This window comes from Candidatus Symbiopectobacterium sp. NZEC135 (assembly GCF_025962695.1).
Map to the genome: position 1 here is coordinate 179,665 of NZ_JAGFPF010000001.1, position 23,890 is coordinate 203,554.

Annotated in this window: 18 protein-coding genes and 1 pseudogene; 14 read left to right on the forward strand and 5 right to left on the reverse strand. The window is 55.0% G+C overall.

Annotation, left to right across the window (positions count from 1 at the left end; all coding sequences use genetic code 11):
- Window positions 1–206 precede the first annotated feature (206 nt).
- The 3 genes from guaD to xdhB are packed head-to-tail and all read left to right on the forward strand — an operon-like array spanning window position 207 to window position 5,342.
- Complete coding sequence (gene guaD, locus J5224_RS00735; protein WP_264623527.1) at window positions 207–1,538, forward strand: guanine deaminase; 1,332 nt, start codon at window positions 207–209, stop codon at window positions 1,536–1,538.
- Window positions 1,535–2,977 (forward strand): xanthine dehydrogenase small subunit, encoded by a 1,443-nt coding sequence (xdhA, locus tag J5224_RS00740; RefSeq protein WP_264623528.1) that lies wholly within the window; start codon window positions 1,535–1,537, stop codon window positions 2,975–2,977. The genes guaD and xdhA overlap by 4 nt, the downstream gene beginning before the upstream one ends.
- Window positions 2,967–5,342 (forward strand): xanthine dehydrogenase molybdopterin binding subunit, encoded by a 2,376-nt coding sequence (gene xdhB, locus J5224_RS00745; protein ID WP_264623529.1) that lies wholly within the window; start codon window positions 2,967–2,969, stop codon window positions 5,340–5,342. Before xdhA ends, xdhB begins: the two co-directional genes overlap by 11 nt.
- Before the next feature lie 10 nt (window positions 5,343–5,352).
- Here the strand turns inward: xdhB and J5224_RS00750 are convergent, their stop codons facing one another.
- Window positions 5,353–6,426 (reverse strand): alginate lyase family protein, encoded by a 1,074-nt coding sequence (locus tag J5224_RS00750; RefSeq protein ID WP_264623530.1) that lies wholly within the window; start codon window positions 6,424–6,426, stop codon window positions 5,353–5,355.
- Between the two features lie 243 nt (window positions 6,427–6,669).
- Here J5224_RS00750 and epsC point away from each other — a divergent pair, with 243 nt between their 5' ends.
- The 7 genes from epsC (at window position 6,670) to J5224_RS00785 (ending at window position 13,499) form a co-directional block, all read left to right on the forward strand.
- Window positions 6,670–7,620: a serine O-acetyltransferase EpsC gene (gene epsC, locus J5224_RS00755; RefSeq protein WP_413544629.1), complete on the forward strand. Its 951-nt coding sequence runs from the start codon at window positions 6,670–6,672 to the stop codon at window positions 7,618–7,620.
- Window positions 7,621–7,781: 161 nt separating this feature from the next.
- Window positions 7,782–8,846 carry an ABC transporter substrate-binding protein gene (locus J5224_RS00760; protein WP_264623531.1) on the forward strand — a complete coding sequence of 355 codons (1,065 nt, stop codon included), beginning with the start codon at window positions 7,782–7,784 and terminating at the stop codon, window positions 8,844–8,846.
- Entirely contained in the window at window positions 8,843–9,859 is a 1,017-nt protein-coding gene (locus J5224_RS00765; protein ID WP_264623532.1) for a FecCD family ABC transporter permease, read from the forward strand. Before J5224_RS00760 ends, J5224_RS00765 begins: the two co-directional genes overlap by 4 nt.
- A 4-nt stretch (window positions 9,860–9,863) precedes the next feature.
- Window positions 9,864–10,637: an ABC transporter ATP-binding protein gene (locus J5224_RS00770; RefSeq protein WP_264623533.1), complete on the forward strand. Its 774-nt coding sequence runs from the start codon at window positions 9,864–9,866 to the stop codon at window positions 10,635–10,637.
- On the forward strand, window positions 10,634–11,368 hold the full coding sequence (locus tag J5224_RS00775) for a molybdate ABC transporter substrate-binding protein (RefSeq protein WP_264623534.1): 735 nt from the start codon (window positions 10,634–10,636) through the stop codon (window positions 11,366–11,368). The genes J5224_RS00770 and J5224_RS00775 overlap by 4 nt, the downstream gene beginning before the upstream one ends.
- A 108-nt stretch (window positions 11,369–11,476) precedes the next feature.
- A complete protein-coding gene (gene dbpA, locus J5224_RS00780) occupies window positions 11,477–12,859 on the forward strand; it encodes an ATP-dependent RNA helicase DbpA (protein ID WP_264623535.1) in 1,383 nt (460 codons plus the stop codon).
- Between the two features lie 361 nt (window positions 12,860–13,220).
- Window positions 13,221–13,499, forward strand: a complete 279-nt coding sequence (locus J5224_RS00785) for a LysR substrate-binding domain-containing protein (protein WP_264623677.1) — start codon at window positions 13,221–13,223, stop codon at window positions 13,497–13,499.
- Between the two features lie 148 nt (window positions 13,500–13,647).
- On the opposite strand, the gene dsbA is transcribed toward J5224_RS00785, so the two are convergent.
- From dsbA to J5224_RS00800, 3 genes are all read right to left on the reverse strand, one after another.
- Complete coding sequence (dsbA, locus tag J5224_RS00790) at window positions 13,648–14,271, reverse strand: thiol:disulfide interchange protein DsbA (protein ID WP_264623536.1); 624 nt, start codon at window positions 14,269–14,271, stop codon at window positions 13,648–13,650.
- A 75-nt stretch (window positions 14,272–14,346) separates the two neighbouring features.
- Entirely contained in the window at window positions 14,347–15,660 is a 1,314-nt protein-coding gene (locus tag J5224_RS00795; protein WP_264623678.1) for an MATE family efflux transporter, read from the reverse strand.
- Between the two features lie 128 nt (window positions 15,661–15,788).
- Complete coding sequence (locus tag J5224_RS00800; RefSeq protein ID WP_264623537.1) at window positions 15,789–17,270, reverse strand: efflux transporter outer membrane subunit; 1,482 nt, start codon at window positions 17,268–17,270, stop codon at window positions 15,789–15,791.
- Between the two features lie 124 nt (window positions 17,271–17,394).
- Here J5224_RS00800 and J5224_RS00805 point away from each other — a divergent pair, with 124 nt between their 5' ends.
- The 4 genes from J5224_RS00805 (at window position 17,395) to J5224_RS00820 (ending at window position 23,133) form a co-directional block, all read left to right on the forward strand.
- Entirely contained in the window at window positions 17,395–18,012 is a 618-nt protein-coding gene (locus tag J5224_RS00805; protein WP_264623538.1) for a TetR/AcrR family transcriptional regulator, read from the forward strand.
- Between the two features lie 93 nt (window positions 18,013–18,105).
- Complete coding sequence (locus tag J5224_RS00810; protein WP_264623539.1) at window positions 18,106–19,221, forward strand: efflux RND transporter periplasmic adaptor subunit; 1,116 nt, start codon at window positions 18,106–18,108, stop codon at window positions 19,219–19,221.
- Window positions 19,218–22,283 (forward strand): efflux RND transporter permease subunit, encoded by a 3,066-nt coding sequence (locus J5224_RS00815; RefSeq protein ID WP_264623540.1) that lies wholly within the window; start codon window positions 19,218–19,220, stop codon window positions 22,281–22,283. The genes J5224_RS00810 and J5224_RS00815 overlap by 4 nt, the downstream gene beginning before the upstream one ends.
- A 43-nt stretch (window positions 22,284–22,326) precedes the next feature.
- Window positions 22,327–23,133 (forward strand): oxidoreductase, encoded by an 807-nt coding sequence (locus J5224_RS00820; protein ID WP_264623541.1) that lies wholly within the window; start codon window positions 22,327–22,329, stop codon window positions 23,131–23,133.
- 300 nt (window positions 23,134–23,433) lie between these two features.
- Here J5224_RS00820 and J5224_RS00825 read toward each other — a convergent pair.
- A pseudogene (locus J5224_RS00825) lies at window positions 23,434–23,559 on the reverse strand (VapC toxin family PIN domain ribonuclease); the annotation flags it as partial.
- Between the last annotated feature and the right edge of the window lie 331 nt (window positions 23,560–23,890).

Here is a 23,890-nt window from a genome sequence, read left to right on the forward strand (position 1 = left end):
CATATGCCGCCTTATGGTGCAATATGACTCATCAATATGATTCATTAGATACACGATTATTTTTTTATAAAAAAGGTAATCGTTTGCTTAAAAATGCAACCGTTTGCCTGTCATTAAAATACATTACCAGCGGGCAAGATTTTATTCTGGTACGGGAATTGCTGTTTATTACATCACGCTTAGTTTATTACGCAGGATAAAACAGCATGACCGTATGCAACCGTTACGCTATTCGCAGCGCGTTTTTTGATATTGCCGCGCCCGCAGAGAATTCGCAGCAGATCGCTGAGCATGCCCGTTATATTGACGATGGCGTGTTGCTGATTGAGAAGGGAAAAATCGTCGGTTTATATCCCTGGCAACAAGGCGAAGCGCGTGTGAAAGCGGGCTGGTCGCTGATCGATTATCGCGGAAAAGTGATTTTGCCGGGTTTTATCGATACGCATATCCACTTTCCACAGGCTGAAATTATTGGTGCTTACGGTGAGCAGTTGCTGGAGTGGCTCGAGCGTTACACTTTTCCTGCCGAAAGCCACTATGGCGATATGCATTATGCTACCCGGATGGCCGCATTTTTCCTGCAACAGCTGCTGAGTAACGGCACCACCAGCGCCATGGTGTTTGCCACCGTACACCCTGAATCCGTGGAGGCGCTGTTTAGCGCGGCGCAAGGGTTGGGGATGCGCCTGATTGCCGGCAAAGTGATGATGGATTGCAACGCGCCGGACAATTTGGTCGAAACGGCAGAAAGTAGCCATCGCCAGTGTCAGGCGTTGATCCGGCGTTGGCACGGTCGTGGACGTCTGGGCTATGCCATTACTCCGCGCTTTGCGCCGACATCGTCACCGGAACTGCTGAGCGCCGCGCAGCGCCTGCGCGAAGAATTTCCCGATACTTGGGTGCAAACGCACTTGAGCGAAAACCCGCAGGAAGTAGCTTGGGTGCGTGAGCTTTATCCCGATCGGGACAACTATCTGGATGTGTATCACCACTACCGGTTGACCGGTCGGCGCAGCGTTTTTGCGCACGCTATCCACCTCGATGATGCGGAGTGGGACTGCCTGCACCAGACACAATCTGCCGTGGCGTTTTGCCCCAGTTCTAATCTGTTTCTCGGCAGCGGGCTATTTCGTTTGCAGCAGAGTTGGCGTAAGGGCGTGCGTATTGGCATGGGTACCGATGTCGGCGCGGGAACGTCGTTCAGTCTGCTGCAAACCTTGGGCGATGCTTACAAAGTCGGGCAGTTGCAACAGTACCGGTTGTCAGCCTGTGAGGCGTTCTACCACGCCACGTTGGGAGGCGCATGTGCACTGGATTTGGAGCATGAAATCGGCAATTTTGCGACAGGGAAAACCGCAGATTTCGTGGTTATCGATCCTGCTGTCACCGCCTTACAACGCCTGCGTGATGACAACTGTCAGGACATTATGGAGCGGTTGTTTGTGCTGATGACGCTGGGCGACGATCGCAATGTGGCTGCTACCTGGGTCAATGGACGTCCCGTCTGGCAGGCTGACAGCCAGGAGGTGGCCGCATGACGGCCTTTTTACTCAATAACGCTCTGGTGGTGGAGCGGGATAGCGATCCGGCGCTGACCGTATTGCAATACCTGCGCCAGCGTAAGCGCCGCACCGGAACTAAAGAAGGCTGCGGTTCTGGCGACTGCGGTGCTTGCACTGTGGTACTGGGCCGCGTGGAGCAGGGTCGCATGTGTTATGAAACCGCCAGTGCCTGCCTGACGCCATTGAGCGCGTTGCAGGGTAAACAGCTCATCACGGTAGAAGATCTGCGGCAGGATGGAGAGCTGCATCCGGTGCAGCAGGTGGTAGTGGATCTGCATGCGTCGCAGTGTGGTTTTTGTACGCCGGGTATGGTGATGTCCCTGTTTGTGCTGCAAAAGCAGTGCAGCGGTTGGGATCGTCAGCAGGCGGAGCAGGCATTGGCGGGGAATTTATGCCGCTGTACCGGCTATCGACCCATCATGGACGCCGCGCGGCAGTTGTGCGAACACCCAATAGCGGACAGCTTTACCCGACAAGAAGCGCATACCATCGCACGTTTGAATGCACTGGCGAGCGAGGTCACCGAGGTGCCCTCCGGTGAGGCGCCACGCTGCTTTATGCCAACCTCGTTGGAACAGTTAGTTGCCTGTTATCTGCGCTATCCTCAGGCGCGCTTGTTGGCGGGAGGGACCGATCTGATGTTGGACATAGCGCAAGCCGGAGCTGCCGCTCCTCCCACGATCGCGTTGGAACAGGTGGAGAAGCTGCGTAACGCCTACACGGATAACAACCATATCCATCTCGGTGCTGGATTGACCATTACCCAGTGTGAGCAGCGTTTACGCGCCGTGCTCCCTGCTTTCGCTCAGGCGTTGCAGCGCTTTGCATCACGTCAGATCCGTAATCGCGCTACGCTTGGTGGCAACATCGCCAACGCATCACCAATAGGCGATACCCCTCCCATGCTGTTGGCGCTGGATGCTGAATTGCTGTTACAGCGGGGAACGGATCTCCGCACGATACCTTTGCATGAATTCTTCCTGGCTTATCGCAAAACGGCGTTGGCGCCGGGCGAATTTATTCGCGAGATCCTGATCCCGCGTGGGGCGCTGCTGGACAACTTTCGCGCGTGGAAGGTATCTAAACGGGCCGATGACGATATCACTATCGTGTTCGGCGCTTTTTCTCTGCATATCGAACAGGGAAGTATTGTGCGGGCGCGCGTCGCTTTCGGTGGGATGGATGCCATTCCACGGCGGGCTGAACGCTGTGAGCGTGCGCTGCTGCACCAGCCCTGGAACCGGGAGACGGTGATGGCGGCCAGTCAGGTGCTGGCACAGGATTTCACACCGCTCAGTGACGCGCGCGCCAGCGCCGATTATCGCATGCAGCTCGCCAGGAATTTGCTGTTGCGTTATTTCTTCTGCTTACAGGGAGAAGACGTCGCAATGGAGGTCACACACTATGTCGCATAACGCCGGGTCGCAGAATCCCACTCAGCCTGCTCTTACCCAAACGGCGTTGCAGGCGCAATTCTCTCAGCCGCTGTCTGGCGGTGTTGGACACAGTCGTATTCACGAAAGTGCCGCCCTGCACGTCAGCGGTGAGGCGCGGTACATCGACGATCGACCGGAACCGGAGGGGCTGCTGCACCTCTGCCCGCGCCTGAGCGATCACGCCTATGCCCGCATTCTGAATATTGATGTTGAACCTTGTTACCGCATTCCCGGTGTGGTGGCGGTACTGACCCGCCAACAGATACCGGGGAATCCAGATATCGGCGCACTCGCTCCAGGGGATCTGTTGCTGGCAGATAGTGAGGTGAACTATGTCGGGCAGATGGTGCTGGTGGTAGCGGCAGAATCCCGTGAGGCGGCGCGATGGGGCGCGCGGGCGGCAATCATCGATTATGAGGTACTGACACCGATACTGGATGTGCGTGAAGCGCTGGAAAAGCAGCATTACGTTGAACGCCCCTTTGTGCAACAGCGCGGCGATGTGGATGCGGCGCTGGCCCGCGCGGCACAGCGTTTGACCGGGGAATTTCATATCGGTGGGCAAGAACATTTTTATCTGGAAACGCAGGCGGCGCTGGTGTATCCCGGCGAGCATCAAACGGTCACGGTCCATGCCTCCACCCAGAACCCGACCGAAGTACAAAAGCTGGTTGCCTCGGTGCTCGGTGTTAGCCAGAGTCAGGTGACGGTAGAGATGCGACGGATGGGCGGCGCATTTGGCGGCAAGGAATCTCAGGGCGCGAGCGTTGCCTGCTTGTGCGCAGTGGCGGCACGGCTAACGGGGCGGCCTGCGAAAATGTGCCTGTCGCGGCGCGACGATATGCGCATTACCGGCAAGCGCCACGCTTTTTTTGTGCGCTACGAGATCGGCATTGATGAGCACGGGGTATTTTGCGGGGTAAAGATCGATCTTGCCGCAAATTGCGGCCACTCACTGGATTTGTCTGGCTCGATTGTCGATCGCGCCATGTTCCATGCTGACAACGCCTACTATCTGGGGGATGCACGTATTACCGGCTATCGCTGTCGCACCCATACCGTTTCCAATACGGCCTTTCGCGGTTTCGGTGGTCCTCAGGGCATGGTGGCGATCGAACAGGTGATTGAGCATATCGCACGCACGCTGCATCTGGATCCGCTGGAAGTGCGCAAGCGCAATTATTATGGTGCGCGTGACGGCAGTGTTAACGCGCGCAACGTCACCCATTATCACCAGCCGGTGGGACAGAATCTGCTTGATGACATCACCGAACGGCTGACTCACAGCGCCCAGTATCAGCAACGCCGTGCCGATGTCGACGCTTTCAATGCTCATCATCCTGTGCTGCGGCGTGGGCTGGCACTGATGCCGATCAAATTCGGTATCTCTTTCACCTCGACCTTTCTCAATCAGGCGGGGGCCTTGCTGTTGGTGTATACCGATGGCAGCGTGCAGCTTAATCACGGTGGAACCGAGATGGGGCAGGGGCTCAATACCAAGGTCGCGCAGATTGTGGCACAGGTGCTGCAAATTGATAGCGCGTCCATTCAGGTCACTGCCACCGATACGGGTAAGGTGCCGAATACCTCCCCGACGGCGGCGTCCAGCGGTGCTGATTTGAATGGCAAAGCCGCACAGCAGGCAGCGGAAATCATCCGGCAGCGCTTGGTCGATTTGCTGTGTCGCCTATACTCCTGCGTTCCCGATGAGATCGCCTTTTGCAATGGTGTTGTGCGCGCGGGTGAGCAGCATTTTACCTTTGCGCAGGTCGCGCAGTTGGCATGGCTTAATCAGGTGCCGTTGTCGGCAACGGGATATTATCGGGTGCCGGGTATTCATTACGATCGTGATGCCGGAAGCGGACAACCTTTCTACTACTTTGTTTACGGTGCAGCGTGCGCTGAAGTAGTGGTTGATACGCTGACTGGGGAATATCAGGTAAAGCGCGTCGACATTTTGCACGATGCGGGCGCTTCACTGAACCCGGCGCTGGATATCGGTCAGGTAGAGGGGGGATTTGTACAGGGAATGGGGTGGGTTACCACCGAAGAGTTGGTGTGGAATGCTCAAGGGCGTTTACTGACCGATACCGGTGCCACTTACAAGATCCCGACCGTGGCGGATATTCCGTATGATTTCCGCGTGCAACTGTTGCCACATACGGATAACGCGGTAGACACGGTGTTTCGGTCCAAGGCAGTGGGTGAGCCGCCGTTTATGCTGGGTATTGCTGTCTGGTGTGCGTTGCAGGATGCGGTGGCGAGCCGGCATGATGCCAAGTCTCATGTTTTGCTCGAACTGCCCGCCACACCGGAACGGGTATGGCGAGCGCTGCAACGATAGCAGGGGGGCGTTATTGGCAGGGCATCATTGCCCACAGCCAGCGCGCTGGCGTCTTGTTGAGCCGCCGCGCTGTCTCCAGATAGCGGAGATCCAGCACGCTGGCGGACCAATAGACGTTCGCGGCATTGCTCGGTGGCCACTGTCCGTCGAACCCTTTAACGCCGGCGTTACGGCGCTCGATATCGAAGCGGACCTTGGTATTGGCGAACTCTTCGTGGTTTTTTTCACCGTCGGCATAGGGCTTGAGCCATTCCAGTGCAGTACGCAAGCTTTGCCCATGGCGGCCTTTCAAATCAATCCAGTTCTCACCTTGCAACTGCGCTGCCATGGCGGCGCGCAGCAGCGGTTCCAATGAGTAGACCACGTAGTGCAAGGCATCGCGTTCGGTGAAATCCATCACTTCACCATCAGCATGAATATTGGCATCTAACTGACGGATAAATTCCGCTTTGGCCTTTGCCAGCAACGCGACGTCATCTAATGCCACCGCACTCATGGTGACTAACTTAACCCGATGGCTTTGCCAGTTGTTGATCCAGATTTTTTTGGCGCTGCTCCGGTTTTCGTCCATTTTCTGTAAGTACCCGGTTGCCATTGCATGTAGGAAGGTGCGAGTGCGCTCACGCGTGGCTTCCGGCAGGGCGCTGTGCGTCAACCGGTATGCGTCAATCAACCCGTCGAAGCTGGTTTCGTCGATAGGGTTGAAGCTCAGTTGATAGGTTTTCATCCAGTCATCCAGATAGACCGTCAAGCGTGACAGCAGCGCAGCATCCTGCGTCCGTTGCCAGGCTAAGGCCAGATCGCGCATATAGCTGAAATCACGCCGCGCCGCGTTAGACGTGTCATAGATGCCCTGATGAGGCAAGGTGCCTTCCGTGTGCACGATCGGTATCGCTTGCGGTTTGGAGGCCGGTGGATGCGCGACCGTGGAGAGTAATGCCTGAGTTGAGGGGGCCGTAACCTTGTTGCAAAGTCCTTCACTGGCCTGTACTGCCGGTAGCAACAGCATGGTCAGTATCCCCAGCGTGAAGGGAACACGGTGAAATCGCCGAGAACGGCTGAGCGTTGATGCGACGGTATCCATAACAAGCATCCTGTGGTTATCAATCATCACATCATACTGGAATGCGTCAGGTTGGGTTTAGCGCTGTTTCACATTCGACTTTTTTGTTCAGTTTGGTTTATCCATTTGTTGGCTATGTAAAGCCGATAACAGTATTTGTTTTGTGGGTGAATCACGCATAAAAATTGAGAACACAGGTCATCCCAATCCATTGCAGGTCTTTGAGAGGAAAGCATGATGTCGGAATTAGGAGAGTTAGTGTTTATTTCTCAACGCAATAATCATTGGCATCTGGATGGGGTCGTTGATGAATTACGCCGTGTGCGTCAGCAATGGCGTGACCGCTTTTCTCAGGGTGACTATCAGAATAAACGGTTGCTGCCCTCAAAACAGAGTATCCATAGCGTTGCCGATACGCTGATTAAGGTGTTGTATCCCATGCGATTGGGGGCCACCGATTTGCGTAAAGAGGGGGAGGATTACTACGTCGGCTACCTGCTGGGCACCGCACTTGATGCGTTGGTGGAAGAGGCGGCGCTTGAATTGCACTATCAGTCAGGTACGCAGTCAGGCACGCCAACGCAGCACGGCGTTACATCACCCGAAGCACAGGACGCTGAGCACCGTATCCGCAAGTTTGCCACGCACTTGCCGGTGATTCGGCAACGTCTGGACAGCGATATACAGGCTGCGTATCAGGGCGATCCTTCCGCGCGCAGCCGGGATGAAGTGCTACTGTGCTATCCCGGTATTCATGCAGTGATGCATTACCGACTGGCCCACGAACTGTATCAACTGGGGCTGCCGCTGTTGGCGCGCATCATGACGGAGAAAGCGCACAGCGAAACCGGCATTGATATTCACCCCGGAGCCCAGATAAGCGAAGGTTTTTTTATCGATCACGGTACTGGTGTGGTGATTGGCGAGACCGCGATCATCGGCAAACGTGTGCGGCTTTATCAGGCGGTTACGCTGGGTGCCAAGCGCTTTGTCACTGACAATGACGGTCAGTTGCAAAAGAACTATCCCCGACATCCGATCGTGGAAGACGATGTGGTGATTTACGCCGGCGCGACATTATTGGGGCGTATTACCATCGGTGCGCGCTCCAGTATTGGCGGAAACGTCTGGCTGACGCACGATGTACTGCCGGACAGTAATGTGCGCCAGGCTAGCGTATTACACACCCAGTATCGCGACGGTGACGGCATTTAATTCGTCGTGCGCGCCAGCATCTAACCGTATTTCCTCATCCGTAAGTGGGTGTATAACCCACTCCCTTATTGGTAATGAAATCGCATTATGAGCGAGATCAGTATTTTCTTGACCGCTGTCGTTGTATTGTTCTGTATATATCGAAACACCAGGACATCAACATGATAAAGAAAATAGGTTATACACTCGGGGTGGTCGGACTGCTTGTGGCATTTTCCTCTGCGTGGGCGGCGCGTCAGGTTACCGATCAGCTAGGGCGCAACGTCACGATCCCCGATCACGTGAATCGCGTGGTGGTCTTGCAGCATCAAACGCTGAATCTGCTGGTGCAGTTGGATGCGCAACAGAGCGTGGTCGGCGTGCTGTCCAGTTGGAAAAAGCAATTGGGTGACAGTTATCTGCGCCTTGCCCCCTCGTTAGCGAATTTACCCATGCCGGGCGATCTGGCACAGGTGAATATTGAAAGCCTGCTGAAACTCGAACCGCAGGTCGTCTTTGTCGCCAACTATGCGCCGCCGGAAATGATCTCGCAGATTGAACGTGCGGGCATCCCGGTGGTGGCAATTTCCCTGCGTCAGGACAAGCCGGGGGAAGCTGACAAAATTAACCCGACCATGAGCGATGAAAATACCGCGTACAACGAAGGGCTTAAAACGGGCATCCGCTTGATCGGTGATGTGGTGGAGCGCCAGAAACAGGCGGAAGCGCTTATCAACTATACCTTTAGCGAACGGGAAAAAGTCAGTGCCCACATCGCGGCTATCCCAGAAGAGAAGCGCATTCGCGTTTATATGGCTAACCCCGATCTGACCACCTATGGCTCAGGAAAATACACCGGCCTGATGATGTCCCACGCCGGTGCCATGAACGTGGCGGCAGCCTCCATCAAAGGCTTCAAACAGGTCTCGATTGAGAATGTGCTGGCCTGGAATCCACAGGTTATTTTCGTGCAAGATCGCTACCCGGACGTGGTACAGCAGATCATCAACGATCCGGCCTGGCAGGCGATTGATGCGGTGAAACAGCATCGTGTCTATCTGATGCCGGAATATGCCAAAGCCTGGGGATACCCGATGCCGGAGGCGTTAGCCATTGGCGAACTGTGGATGGCGAAAAAGCTCTATCCTGAACGCTTTGCCGATGTGGATATGCAAAAAGCCGCGAATGATTATTATCAGCGCTTCTACCGTATGGATTACCGCGCAGACAATCCCGAAGCACAATGACGGCCCAACGCTATCGTATTACGCTGCTGGTCGTGGTGGTAGGGACGTTGCTGATTGCCTTGTGCTCACTGGGGCTGGGGCGTTATGGACTTTCCCCGTGGCGCATTGTTCAGATACTCGTCGAGCCTTTGTCTGACAGTAACCCGGCGTTGAGTGACATTGAACGCCAGGTGGTGTGGAGTGTGCGCTTACCTCGGGTGCTACTTGCATTGTGCGCCGGAGCCGGGTTAGCCCTAAGCGGTGCCTCGTTGCAAGGTGTGTTCCGTAACCCACTGGTTGATCCACACATCATTGGTGTCTCTGCCGGTGCAGCGTTCGGTGGCACACTGGCGATCTTGATGAGCTGGACGCCACTGTTTTTGCTGTTCTCGACGTTCACGTTTGGCATGGTCGCCTTGCTGCTGGTGTTCATGATGGCCGCCGCGTTGGGCAAGCAAAATGTCCTCATCCTGATACTGGCGGGGGTCATCATCAGCGGTTTTTTCGGTGCACTGGTCAGTCTGCTGCAATATCTGGCGGATACCGAAGAAAAATTGCCGAGCATTGTGTTTTGGCTGTTGGGGAGTTTCGCCACCGCTCATTGGGACAAACTGGTCACACTGGTGCTGCCGCTCGGTCTGGCGGGAGGACTGCTGTTGCGCCTGCGTTGGCATATTAACGTGCTGTCGATGGGGGAACAGGATGCGCGCACGCTGGGCATGGCGGTGCAGCCAGTGCGCTGGCTGGTGCTAAGCCTGTGCGCGGCGGTGGTGGCTGCGCAGGTGGCCGTGAGCGGCAGCATTGGCTGGATTGGGTTGGTGATCCCCCACGTTGCGCGCATGCTGGTGGGGGCCGATCACCGGCGTTTATTGCCGGTATCGTTCTGGCTTGGCGGCGGGTTTATGGTGCTGGTGGACGACTTGGCGCGCACGCTCAGTGACGCAGAGATCCCGTTGGGGATCCTTACGGCACTGTTTGGCGCACCGCTGTTTACCGCGCTGCTGTATAAAACGCAACGGCAACGCAGAGGTTGATACGATGTCACTGATTCGATTATCCACACAGGCGCTGGCGTATGGCTATCACGCGGGAGAGCCGTTTTTCCCACCGCTCGAACTGTGCTGCCGGGCCGGGGAAATCACCGCCATTCTCGGGGCCAACGGTCGTGGCAAAACCACACTGTTGCATACGCTGCTCGGGTTTCTGCCGCCGCTCGCTGGGACGGTGCAACGGAACGGGGCGATAGGTTTTGTGCCGCAGCTTTTTACGCCGCCATTCTCCTACAGCGTGCTGGATATGGTTTTGATGGGGCGGGCGGGGCGCATTGCACTGTTTTCCCTGCCCACGGCGCACGATATTGCTGCGGCGCACCGTGCGCTGGAGATGCTGGGTATCGCGACGCTGGCCGAGCGTGATTTTAGCGCGCTGTCGGGCGGGCAGCGGCAACTGGTGTTGATAGCGCGTGCACTGGCCTCGGAATGCCAAACGCTGATCCTCGATGAACCGACCGCCGCGCTTGATTTGCATAACCAGGCGCAGGTGCTGCAATTGCTGACACGTCTGGCTCGTGAGCAAGGGCTGTGTATTTTACTGACCACGCACGACCCGTCTCATGCGTTGGCAATCGCGCAGCAGGCGTTATTGCTGATGGCAGACCAACAGTACCTTTACGGCAGTCGCGATAGGGTAGTGACAGAAGAGAACCTGACTCGCCTTTACGGCATTCCTGTGCGACAGGTAACGCTAGAGATGCCTTCGCAGTTGCCTTATCAGGCACTGATCCCCCTGTTTACCTTAACGGAGCCGCGATGATGCTTCCTCTACGCCTCTATGCGGCGGGCAGTCTGCGTAACGCATTGACATCGCTGCTGGCTGCATTTTCTGAAAGCCACGCTCTGGATGTGATGACAACGTTCGGCCCGGCGGGGCTGTTGAGTGAGAAAATCGAGCAGGGGGATGCGGTCGATCTCTTTGCATCGGCAAACTGCGCTCACCCTCTACGCTTGAAAATGCTAGGGCTGGCGCATGACACTATGGTCTTTACCCGCAATCACCTGTGTATTGCGATGCGTAATGTACCGGCGTTGACCTCGCAGCACTGGCTATCCGCGCTGTGCGACCCCCGGTTTGTGCTCTCAACGTCAACACCTGGAAGCGATCCCGGTGGCGATTACGCTTTTCAACTGTTTGAACGTATTGAACAACACCATCCCGGTACCGGCAGATTACTGCGCGACAGGGCCAAACCGTTGGTGGGAGGCTCGATGACGCACAACGTCCCGCCGGGGATGACCGCAGGGAGTTACCTGATCCGAAGTGGGCAGAGTGATATGCACATCGGCTATTCCAGCTATTTGCCGCTATTGCTGAACCAGCCGGATTTACACGTGGTTGTTGTGCCGTCGCCCTACAACATCACCGCGGAATACATGCTGGCACTGTTGAACCCGGTCAGGTCGGAGGCACGCCTGCTGGCGGATGCCATCTTGTCACCGCAAGGGCAGGATTTTCTGGTCAGCAACGGGTTTACCGCATTGGCCTGACGCGGTAAATCGGTTAATCATGACAAATTCTGCTATGATTGCGACTCATATGCGCTGTGCCTGATGACAGCGTGCCTTTCTTTTGTCGTCGTTGGTAGAGCAATCACTGTGAGTACAACTTCTTTTTCTTCTCTGGCGCTGCCTGCGGAGCAGCTCTCTAATCTTGATGAACTGGGCTACAGCGAAATGACGCCCGTTCAGGCTGCCGCATTGCCTGCCGTGTTAAGTGGTGTGGATGTGCGTGCGAAAGCGAAGACCGGCAGCGGGAAAACGGCGGCATTTGGTATTGGCGTGTTGAATCGCATCGTGGTGAGCGATTTTACCACGCAGGCACTGGTACTGTGCCCCACGCGTGAACTGGCGGATCAAGTCAGCAAAGAGCTACGCCGTCTGGCGCGTTTTACGCAGAATATCAAAATCCTCACGTTGTGCGGCGGCCAACCCATGGGGCCGCAACTTGACTCGCTGGTGCATGCGCCGCACATTGTGGTGGGAACGCCGGGGCGGCTTCAGGAACACCTGCGCAAACAATCCCTGTTGCTGGACAACCTCAAGGTGTTGGTGCTGGATGAAGCCGATCGTATGCTGGATATGGGGTTTAGCGACGCCATTGATGATGTGATTGCCTATACCTCCCCGGAGCGGCAAACCTTGCTGTTTTCCGCTACCTATCCGCAGGAAATTGAACAGATCAGCGCCCGTGTTCAGCGCGAGCCGCTGCGCGTGGATGTGACGGACGATGAAGTTGCCCCCGCGATTGAACAACATTTCTACGAAACCACCCAGCAACAGCGTTTGCCACTGCTGGTTGCCGTTTTGAATCATCATCAACCCCGTTCCTGCGTGGTGTTTTGCAACACTAAACGTGATTGCCAGAGCGTGTTCGAAACGCTGGAGGCGCGCGGTATTAGCGTGCTGGCGCTGCACGGCGATCTTGAGCAGCGCGATCGCGATCAGGTTCTGGTGCGCTTTGCCAACCACAGTTGCCGTGTGCTGGTCGCGACCGATGTGGCGGCGCGCGGTCTGGATATTAAAGATCTGGAACTGGTGGTCAATTTTGAACTGGCCTTCGATCCGGAAGTGCATGTGCACCGCATCGGTCGTACCGGGCGTGCCGGTCAGCAAGGCGTGGCCGTTAGCCTGTGCACGCCGCAGGAAATGGCACGTGTCAACCTGTTGGAAGACATGCTTGGCATGAAAGTGCAGTGGGCGTCTGCGGGCTCCCTCACGCGCAATGCGGAAGCGATGCTTGAACCGGAGATGATGACGCTGTGCATTGATGGCGGCAAAAAGGCCAAGATACGGCCCGGTGATATCCTTGGGGCATTAACCGGCGATGCGGGACTGACGGCGGCGGAAGTCGGTAAAATTGATATGTTCCCGGTTCATGCCTACGTGGCAATTCGCAAGGCCAGCGCCAAACGTGCGTTGCAGCAACTGCTTAAAGGTAAAATCAAAGGCAAAAGCTGCAAGGCTCGGTTATTGAAATAATTCTGTGAGGGCAGGTATGGCCTGCCCTTTATTTTATATCCGTCATACTTCAAGTCGCAGGTGCTGTTCAAATTTGTTCCAGACAAATTTGTCTCTCTCTTGCCGCCTTCCCGCAACTCGAATTATTTAGGGTATAAGCTATTAATTAGTCTATTCAATTAGTTATTTATATATCTTTGGTTTTTAAATGAATAGAAAAATAACCTCAATAACGCGTAATTCAGGTGTGCCTGTTTGGCTTGACCACAGTGACTCACGGGGTTGACCGCGACGGGTACACGATTTTTAGCGGGCTGCTGCAGTTGAATTTGTGATTGCAGGTTACCGCACTACAGCGTGAGTGTGCCGGTGGTACTAAAAGCTGGGGGGGCTACAGGGGAAGGTAAAATACAAACCTTCTTTTTCCACCAATAACGCACAGGGATTAATTCATTATGCGCTGAGTGGTATGGGGGTAGCACAAGTACTGGATTTCTCTGCCAGACCTTGGTTGGAAAAGGGAGAACTGATACGGCTTTTACCGGGGGTCACTATGCAAAACCTCCCGCTACACCTTGTTTATGCTCGCCATAAACATCCATCAGCCCTTGTGAGAGCGTATCTGGATTTTTGTTTAGAATGGGTGGGAAAACTAAATTAGCGTTATAAATTTTTCGTCCCAAGAAACGGCCCCGATGTAGACACCAGAGAGTGGGCAACCCCTATGCCGGTAGATGATCCTATCCTGGTTAGTTGCCACTTCATCAGCGCATTTTCGGCAGCTGATTTATTCTCGCGTTCTGACGACGTTATTTTTTGTCGATGAGATATTTGATCGTTTCGACATACTGTTGTACGAAAATGTCCATGCTACTTGTGTCCATACCTTGCATGTTAATTATATATTTACCATTAACATACATAGCGGGAACTCCCTGTAGTTGGAGACTGGCTGCTGCTTTTTCCTGCTGGGTAACAAGCGATTTTACAACGAAACTGTTCCATGCCGCATCGTACTCTTCTGGCTTAACGCCTTCATCAATAAAAACGTTTCGGATATCAGCCTCTGTCTTTATTGTCTGTGTTTTCTGGATACCTTCAAACAGTGGTGCAGATATTTTATCTTCTACACCCAGCGCCATTGCCACAGCCCACGCTTGGGTAAGATACTTGCCCATAGGTTCAAGAAATTCTACGTGGTATTTAGTGAGGTGGATGCCTGCTGGCAGTTCTTTTTCTACACGCTCTGAAATATGAAAAACCTGCTCAAATTGGTAGCAGTGTGGGCAGTTAAACGAGAAGAATTCTAATACCTGAGGCTCTCCAGCAACCGATTTGTCTAAGGTCTCATACTGTTTGCCATCGGTAAACTGTGTGGCAAACGCGTTAAAAGCAAGGCTTATGCTGGCCAGAATTAACCAAATCTTCTTCATAGTTAATATTCTCATTAATATCAGTAATATACTCGCCATTCGTCACGTTAACGTGGCCCCGATGGCTTTACCACATCACGCTTTAGTCGATGTAGCCAAGCGGTTTGACCGTCCAATTCTGAAGCTAACCGCCACGGTCATGGCTCCATAAACAAAAGCACTCAGTGCGATGATCTTGAACAGCGATGACAAGTCAGCATCAAACTGTGTGACAGCCACCCATCCAGCAACCGCCGCAATCACCATACGTACGGTCCCGGCAAGCACTGGCCAGAGCACGCGCTTCGCGCCTTGCCCGGCAAAGTAGAGCGCCATGGCGATGCCGATGGCACCATAAAACGGTGCGACGTTTTGCAGATAGCTGGTACCCGCCGCCAGAATGGCGTGATCGTCGCTAAACAGTGAAAGCCAAAGGCGCGGATAAACCGCCATGACAAGCCCGATTAACGCTGTAAACGTAAACGCGACGGCACCACCAACCCAGGCAATACGTTGTGCGCGCTGTTTTTGCCCTGCACCGATATTGATGCCAACCATGGTCATAATTGCTGTGCCGAGCCCAAACAGCAGTGGGATTTGCAGATAATCCAGCCGTGAAGCGATGCCATACCCGGCGATAGCATCAGGCCCGAACAGCCCGACAACGGCCGTCACGACGGTAACGGTCAAATTGATCTGCACAGTACCGATGGCTGACAGGAAACCAACGCCAAGAACATCTTTGAACAATCTGGCACTCAGCGGGGCGATTGACAGCCGGATAACACTGTTCGCTGAACGCATATGCCTGACCAGTAATAGCGTGGTAAAAAGGTAATAGATCAGTACCGCGATCCCGGCGCCGGCAACGCCAAACGACGGTATTGGCCCCCATCCCATTATCAATATTGGAGATAGCGGCAGCAGGATAACGGCGCCTAACAAGGTGATGCGTGCGGGCGTTTTCGTGTCACCCGCGCCGCGTAGCGCCGCAGAAAGCAACGCAACCAGCCAGACCAGCGGCGACCCGGCGAACACAAGATTTGAATAGGCCAACGCAGCAGAGAGTGATGGCCCTTTGACGCCCATTAAGCGATACAGCGCTTCACCGCCGATGAGAATAAGGCCGGCAAATACCGTCCCCATGACCACTGCGATAATCACACCATGCCACACCAGCATCTGCGCATCCTGCCAGCGACCTGCGCCGGATGCGCGCGATATCGCCGATGACAGTCCTCCACCGATACCCCCGTTTGCCATCATTTGCATCAGCATCAATACAGGGAATACCACAGCCACTCCGGCTAATACATCAGCCCCCAGCGAACTGACAAAGTAGGTTTCCACTATTCCCACCAGTGTCTGTACCACCAGAACCGAAACGGTCGGCAACGCCAAACGAAACATAACAGGCAAGATAGGTCCTGCCAGAATATCCGTGGTCAATTGTTTGGCGGTCGGTTCGTGGCTTCGTTTTGTGTTCGATAAAAATTTAGTCATTATGCTGGCCCAACACTTAGTGTTATGAATACCATTTAAACGCCACCTTTGTTGTGCTGGCTGGGGGCTGTCTCTTGCGTGTCGCCGGGTTGCCAGCCGCCACCGAGCGCGTTGAACGCCGCGACCGCCGCACGGGCGGATTCGGCTTGCGCCTGAAGCTGCGTATCAGAAGCCCGCAGCATGCTTTCATCAGCTTGCAACACTTCTATCAGGCTGAGAGTGCCGTGCTGGTAAGCCGCAAACGCGGCATCCCGCGCCCGGCTGAGTGAATCAACCCCTTGCTTCAACACAATGGCCTGTTCTTCATGGTTAACCAGCGCCGAGAACGCGTTCTCCACATCTTCTGAAGCCCGTAGTACCGCCAGTCGATAGGCCGCCAGCATTTCAGCTTCCTGGCCTTTGGCCTGATTAATCTGCGCATTAATGCGACCGAAATCAAACAGCCGCCAACGCAAACCGATCACCCCAGACGATTGGCTGGCGTCGCCGCTAAACAGGTGGCCGCTGGATACCGTCGTCGCGCTACCAAGTAGTCCGCTCAAGGAAAATTTGGGGTAATACTCGGCAACGGCGACACCAATACGCGCGTTGGAGGCGGCTAAGCGACGCTCAGCCACAATCAAGTCCGGCCGGCGTCGAAGCAGCTCGCCCGGCGTGCCGGTGGCGGCGATTTGCGGCGCGGCGGGAATGGCGCTCGTCTCTGCCAGTATTGCCCGGTTCGTACCCGGCGCTGAACCTAGCATCACATCCAGCGCGTTCATCGCCGTATCCAGCGCAGTCTGTAAAACGGGCACCGATGCTTGTACCTGTGCCAATGCACCTTCTGCTTGTCTTACCTGAAGATCCGCTGCCAACCCTTTGTCATACAGACGGTTGATGGTCGCGAGCAAATCCTGTTGCGTGTGTACTTGCCGACGCGCGACATCCAGACGGGCCTGTAATTCACGAACTGTGATGTAGATATCGGCGGTTTGTGCGGTTACCGCCAGACGCGTTGCCGCCACTCCCGCTTCAGATGCCTGATACTCGGCAAGCGCTGCCTCCTTCCCGCGACGCAGGCCGCCAAATACATCCAGTTCCCAACTGGCATTGAGGTTGGCTTCGTAAGCATTACCGTAGCGGTCGAAATCCGGTGTCGAGCTCAATACTCTGCCCAACGGGGTTTCGACAGACTGGTAGGCACGTCCCGCCTGACTGGAAATATTGCCGGAGGGCAGCAGTGCGGCATTCGCCGCGCCAAGACCGGCACGGGCCTGCATGATACGTGCGGAGGCTTGGGCAAGATCGAGATTTTGCTGTAACGCTTGCGTGATAAATCGGGTTAATTGCGGATCGCCGAAACCCTCCCACCACGTCAGAAGCTCGGCATGGGCGGTGGCATGTCGTTGATTAACAGCCTCCAGTCCAATGTATTTTTCCTGCGTAGACACGGTAGGTCGTGTGTAATCAGGGCCTACGGTACAACCGGCTAGCAAACCAGCCACCGAAAGGGCGATAACGGGAGACGTGGGTAACATATTTTTCACCATAGACATGACACTGACTTGTGACCATATTACAAGTTGGTCACTCGTTGTCAACGATAAGGTCAAGGGGTAAACTTATACCCCTGTGTATTACGTCAGGGGCAAATTGCAAACTATGAGTAAAGAAAACCCTTATCCTGTGTCAAACCGGGGCCCGGCTGATCATGATGTACGGGATCAGATAGTGAGCGCCGCAACTGAGCACTTCAGTCTTTATGGATATGAAAAAACTACGGTTTCAGATCTCGCCAAAGCCATAGGTTTTTCAAAAGCTTATATTTATAAATTCTTCTCATCCAAACAAGTCATTGGTGAGATGATTTGCGCCAACTGCCTGCAAAAGATTGAAGCAGAAGTCCGTGTTGCCATTGAGGAAGCCGATCAGCCACCGGAAAAATTGCGACAAATGTTTAAGACCATCGTTGAAGCCGGCTTGCGTCTGTTTTTTCAGGATCGAAAGCTTTATGAAATTGCCGCTTCCTCCGCCAGCGAGCGTTGGCAGTCGGCAATTGCGTATGAAGAGCGCATTCAGATTTTGTTACATGACATTTTACTGGAAGGCCGACAGAGCGGTGATTTTGAACGAAAAACACCGCTTGATGAGACAGTGGCAGCGATTTATCTCGTGATGCGTCCTTATCTCAACCCACTGATATTGCAGCACACTTTTGATTATGCTGAGAAAGCGCAGGCACAGTTGTCCAGCTTGATACTGCGTAGCTTATCGCCATAGTTCGGAAGCAAACATAAAATAGTGACTATTGACTAAATTAGTCACTTGATTGAGGATAGGTCTCCTGATTAATCTGTTAAGGGGACTCTATCTATGGCTCGTCACCGCCTCCTTTCACTTGCCGTCATCTGCGCATTGCCGGTTGCCTTGACCGCCTGCGGCGAAAAAACACTATCCGATCCGCGAACGCAGGCACCGCTGGTACGAACTGCAACAATACAGCGCTCTGACGTTGAGTCACGAACATTCACTGGAACGGTTGCGGCCAGAATAGAGAGTGACTTAGGGTTCCGGGTCTCTGGTAAAGTGTTAGAGCGATTGGTCGATACGGGACAATCGGTTAAACGTGGTCAGCCGTTGATGCGTCTTGACCCTATCGATCTGGAACTCGCTGCTCGTGCACAACAGGAAGCTGTGGCTGCCGCCCGTGCGCGGGCATTACAAACCGCAGAAGATGAAACCCGATACCGTGGTCTACGTGGCACCGGTGCTATATCAGCATCCGCTTACGACCAGGTAAAAGCAGCCGCAGACGCCGCCAAAGCTGAGCTTAGCGCGGCACAGGCTCAGGCCGATGTAGCGCGGAATTCCAGTCGTTACGCGGTATTGGTCGCTGATGGTGATGGCATCGTCATGGAGACGCTGGCTGAGCCGGGCCAGGTGGTCAGTGCCGGACAACCCGTCGTGCGCTTGGCGCAGGCCGGGCCGCGCGAAGCGATTATCCAGTTGCCGGAAACGCTGCGCCCCGCGCTCGGTTCGACCGGGCTGGCGACGCGCTTTGGTCAGGCAGGTAACGACAGCCCAGCTACCCTGCGACAACTCTCCAACACGGCAGATAAGCTGACGCGCACATTTGAGGCGCACTATGTACTGCAAGGCGAGCAGGCCAATGCCCCGTTGGGAACAACGGTGATGATCCGCATCCCCGACCAGCAATCCGCGACGCAGGGAAACCTGCAAGTGCCGTTGGCTGCCTTGTTTGATGCCGGCAAAGGGCCTGGGGTGTGGGTGATCCATGGTGAACCGACGACGGTAACCTGGCGCCCTGTCGCTATTCAGAGCATGAGCGACGACACCGCACGCGTCACCGGTCAGATACAACAAGGTGAACAGATCGTAGCACTCGGCACACACTTACTGCGCGAAGGCGAAGCGGTGCGGGTCGCTGAGGTTGCCGCTACGACGGCTGCTGCGGGAGATCGGCCATGAACGAAAGCCGTTTCAATCTGTCGGCACTTGCGGTACGCGAACGCGCCATCACGTTGTTCCTGATTCTCCTGATTTCTGTCGCGGGTATCCTCGCGTTTTTTCAACTCGGACGCGCGGAAGATCCGCCGTTTACCATCAAACAAATGACGATCGTTACCGCCTGGCCGGGAGCCACGGCGCAGGAGATGCAGGATCAGGTCGCTGAACCGCTGGAAAAACGTCTACAGGAGCTGCGCTGGTATGACCGCGCGGAAACCTACACCCGTCCCGGTCTGGCTATCACCATGCTTTCCCTGAAAGACAGCGCGCCGCCTTCGGAGATTCAGGAGGAATTTTATCAGGCGCGTAAGAAGATGGGTGATGAAGCCCAAAAATTGCCCGCCGGCGTCATCGGTCCCATCATTAACGATGAATATGCCGACGTGACGTTCGCCCTGTTTGCGCTCAAAGCTAAAGGCGAACCGCAGCGGCTGCTGGTGCGGGATGCGGAAACCTTACGCCAGCAATTGCTGCACGTTCCCGGGGTGAAGAAGGTCAATATCATTGGCGAGCAGCCTGAACGTATTTTCGTTTCGTTCTCTCACGACCGCTTGGCTACGCTCGGCGTCACGCCGCAGGATATCTTCGCTGCGCTCAATAACCAGAACGTACTAACCCCGGCCGGCTCCATTGAGACCAAAGGGCCGCAGGTATTTGTGCGCGTCGACGGTGTGTTCGATAACCTGGAGAAAATCCGCCAGACGCCTATCGTGGCACAGGGACGGACACTGAAGTTAGCGGATGTTGCCACCGTCGAGCGCGGTTATGAAGACCCCTCGACCTTCATGGTCCGCAGCAACGGTGAACCGGCGCTATTGCTGGGCGTCGTGATGCGTGATGACTGGAACGGGCTTAAGCTCGGCCAGGCGCTCGAAGCGGAAGTCGCCAACATCAACGCCGAGCTTCCCCTGGGCATGACGTTGAGTAAAGTGACTGACCAGGCCGTTAATATCAGTTCGGCGGTCGACGAGTTCATGGTCAAATTCTTCGTCGCGTTGTTAGTTGTGATGGCTGTGTGTTTTCTCAGCATGGGCTGGCGCGTCGGTATTGTAGTCGCGGCGGCAGTCCCGCTGACGTTGGCAGCCGTGTTCGTCATCATGGCCGCCACAGGTAAGAATTTCGACCGCATCACGCTGGGTTCGCTGATTTTGGCGCTGGGCTTGCTGGTGGATGACGCTATCATCGCCATCGAAATGATGGTGGTGAAAATGGAAGAAGGGTATAGCCGCATCAAAGCATCGGCCTATGCCTGGAGCCACACGGCGGCCCCAATGCTTTCCGGTACGCTGGTGACAGCCATCGGCTTTATGCCGAACGGGTTCGCTCGCTCCACTGCTGGTGAATACACCAGCAATATGTTCTGGATTGTCGGCATCGCGCTGATCGCTTCCTGGGTGGTAGCGGTAGCGTTTACCCCTTATCTGGGCGTAAAAATGCTGCCGGATATCAAGAAGGTCGAGGGTGGACACGACGCCATCTACAATACCCGTAACTACAACCGCTTTCGGCAGGTGTTGGGTCTTGTCATTGCCCACAAGTGGATCGTCGCCGGTGCGGTCATCACGCTGTTCGTGGTATCGGTGCTTGGCATGGGGGCCGTCAAGCAGCAGTTCTTCCCGACGTCCGACCGACCAGAAGTGCTTGTTGAAGTGCAGATGCCGTACGGCACCTCGATTGCACAAACCAGTACTGCCACCGCGAAAGTCGAAGCCTGGCTGGCGCAACAGAAAGAAGCCAGAATCGTGACGTCCTATATCGGCCAGGGCGCGCCGCGCTTCTTCCTGGCGATGTCACCTGAATTGCCCGATCCATCGTTCGCCAAAATCGTGGTGCTGGCAGGTAACGACAAAGAGCGTGAAGCCCTCAAGTTCAAGTTGCGCGAGGTAATAGCAGACGGCTTGGCACCAGAGGCACAGGTTCGTGTCACTCAGATCGTGTTTGGCCCACCGTCGCCGTTCCCCGTCGCCTATCGCGTCATGGGACCGAACCCAGACACGCTGCGCGCCATCGCCGATGAAGTCAAAACTGTCATGCACGCCAGCCCGATGATGCGCACCGTCAATACAGATTGGGGACAGCGTGTTCCAACCTTGCACTTCACGCTCAACCAGGATCGGCTCCAGGCCGTGGGGTTAACCACTAACTCGGTATCCTTGCAACTGCAATTCCTGCTGAGCGGTACCCCGCTGACAGACGTGCGTGAAGATATTCGCTCGGTGCAGGTTGTCGGTCGCGCGGCGGGCGACATCCGTCTCGATCCGGCCAAGATCGCCGACTTTACGCTGGTCGGTTCCGCCGGACAGCGTATTCCGTTGTCTCAGGTCGGTACAGTCGATGTGCGTATGGAAGACCCCATCCTGCGGCGCCGTGACCGCACGCCGACCATCACGGTTCGCGGCGACATCGCCGAAGGACTGCAACCGCCAGATGTTTCCACCGCCGTCATGGCACAGTTGCAGCCGATCATCGCGCGTTTGCCGGCAGGCTACCGGATCGAACAGGCTGGCTCTATCGAGGAATCTGCCAAGGCGACTGTCGCCATGTTGCCGCTTTTCCCGATCATGATCGCCCTCACACTGCTCATTATCATTTTGCAGGTGCGTTCGATTGCGGCGATGGTGATGGTGTTCCTGACCAGTCCGCTGGGGTTAATCGGTGTGGTGCCAACTCTGCTGCTGTTCCAGCAACCGTTCGGTATTAATGCGCTGGTTGGCTTGATTGCGTTATCAGGGATCCTGATGCGCAACACGCTGATACTGATTGGACAGATCCACCACAACGAACAGGAGGGGCTGGACCCGTTCCGTGCCGTCGTCGAAGCCACCGTACAGCGCGCCCGACCGGTGCTACTGACAGCGTTGGCGGCCATTCTGGCGTTCATTCCGCTCACCCATTCGGTGTTCTGGGGAACGCTGGCCTACACATTGATTGGCGGCACGTTGGCAGGAACCGTCCTGACGTTGGTGTTCTTGCCTGCGATGTATTCCATCTGGTTCAAGATCAGGGCAGCTCGTCATCCGTGATCGCTCCATTGATTATTAATTATCTGTTTTAAGAGGGGTTGCTATGTCGAAACAAAAGGTTGTAGTCGTTACCGGCGTATCCTCTGGCATAGGGCGCGCTGTAGCACAGAAATTTGTCAGCCAGGGCTGTATGGTCTTCGGCACCGTGCGCAATATCAACACCACAAACGTATTGTCCGGTGTGGAACTGATCGAAATGGATGTGCGTGACGACGACGCGGTAAAGCGCGGTATCTTATCTATCATTGAGAAGGCTCAACGTATTGATGTGCTTATTAATAATGCGGGAACGAGCTTAGTCGGCGCAGTGGAAGAAACCTCTACGGCGGAAGCTAGCGCCCTGTTCGATACCAACGTATTCAGTCTGTTACGCACGGTACAGGCGGTGCTGCCGATCATGCGGGCACAGGGCAGCGGACGGATCGTCAATGTGAGTTCGGTGCTTGGTTTCCTCCCGGCACCGTACATGGGGCTATATTCTGCGTCTAAACATGCGGTGGAAGGGCTAACGGAAAGTCTGGATCACGAAGTACGCCAGTTTGGTATCCGTGTCACGTTGGTGGAACCTTCTTTCACCCGAACCAATCTGGATATCAATGCACCACAGACCAGCATCAAACTTGACAGCTACGATCGCGAGCGGGAACAGGCATCACACGCCATCATCAACAGTATCAACGCTGCTCCAGCCCCTGACGGGGTTGCAGCCACGATTGTTGATGCTGCTCTGGGGCCATGGCAGATGCGCCGCACACCGTCGGGGCAAGCCTCCCTGTTACGTAAATTGCGTCGCTTTATGCCTGCTGGGCCTGTTGATTCCAGTTTGCGTAAAACCTTCGGGCTCAATTGAATATTGATTTAACGCTTATCTCAGCATGATAGGGGTAAATACACGATGAGTACGGGAAACACTATACGTATCGTCGTGACAGGAACCGGTATTGTCGGGTCATTGGGTGTGGCACCAAAAACGTATGGTCCCGCCTGCTGGCCTGACAATCAGGTATTTGAACATTACCTGCTGAGTTTACCGAGGGTACAGGGATGTTGAGCGGTGGGGAGGTTCCGAATCGTCATGAGCGATCCGCTGGCGGGTTATCCGCAATAGACGGTGGATTATATCCTGTTGTGGGAGAGGGCAGAATACGGCTTATCCACTGACCCAGTTTTCCACTCGTAGACCAGGTACACGCTCAAATTCGCGTACATTGTTCGTTACCAGTATCAAACCTGCGGACCGCGCGTGACCGGCTAACATGGCACTATACGGGACGATATCCGATATTCGGTGACACCCTGACCAGAATCGGCACTCCACAGGTTCGGTACGGCTTGTGCGGATAGCGGAATCATACGCACGCGCCGCCTCTTGTATGTCACGTGTACTTGGGCAAAAAAAAGCTTGGCTCTGGTTGCTTATACCGACAATCCTGATGCTCTTATCGCTGCGGCGGTTCGTAACCACTGGTTTACTGTCGATGAGATTGAGCGATTGTGATAAACAGTTTTTAGGGTGTTTATGCCGCCATATTATAAAATTTGGATAGCTGAAATAGAATAAAATGGGAAATCATGAACCGTCGCGTTTGGTACGTTACTGAATGCGA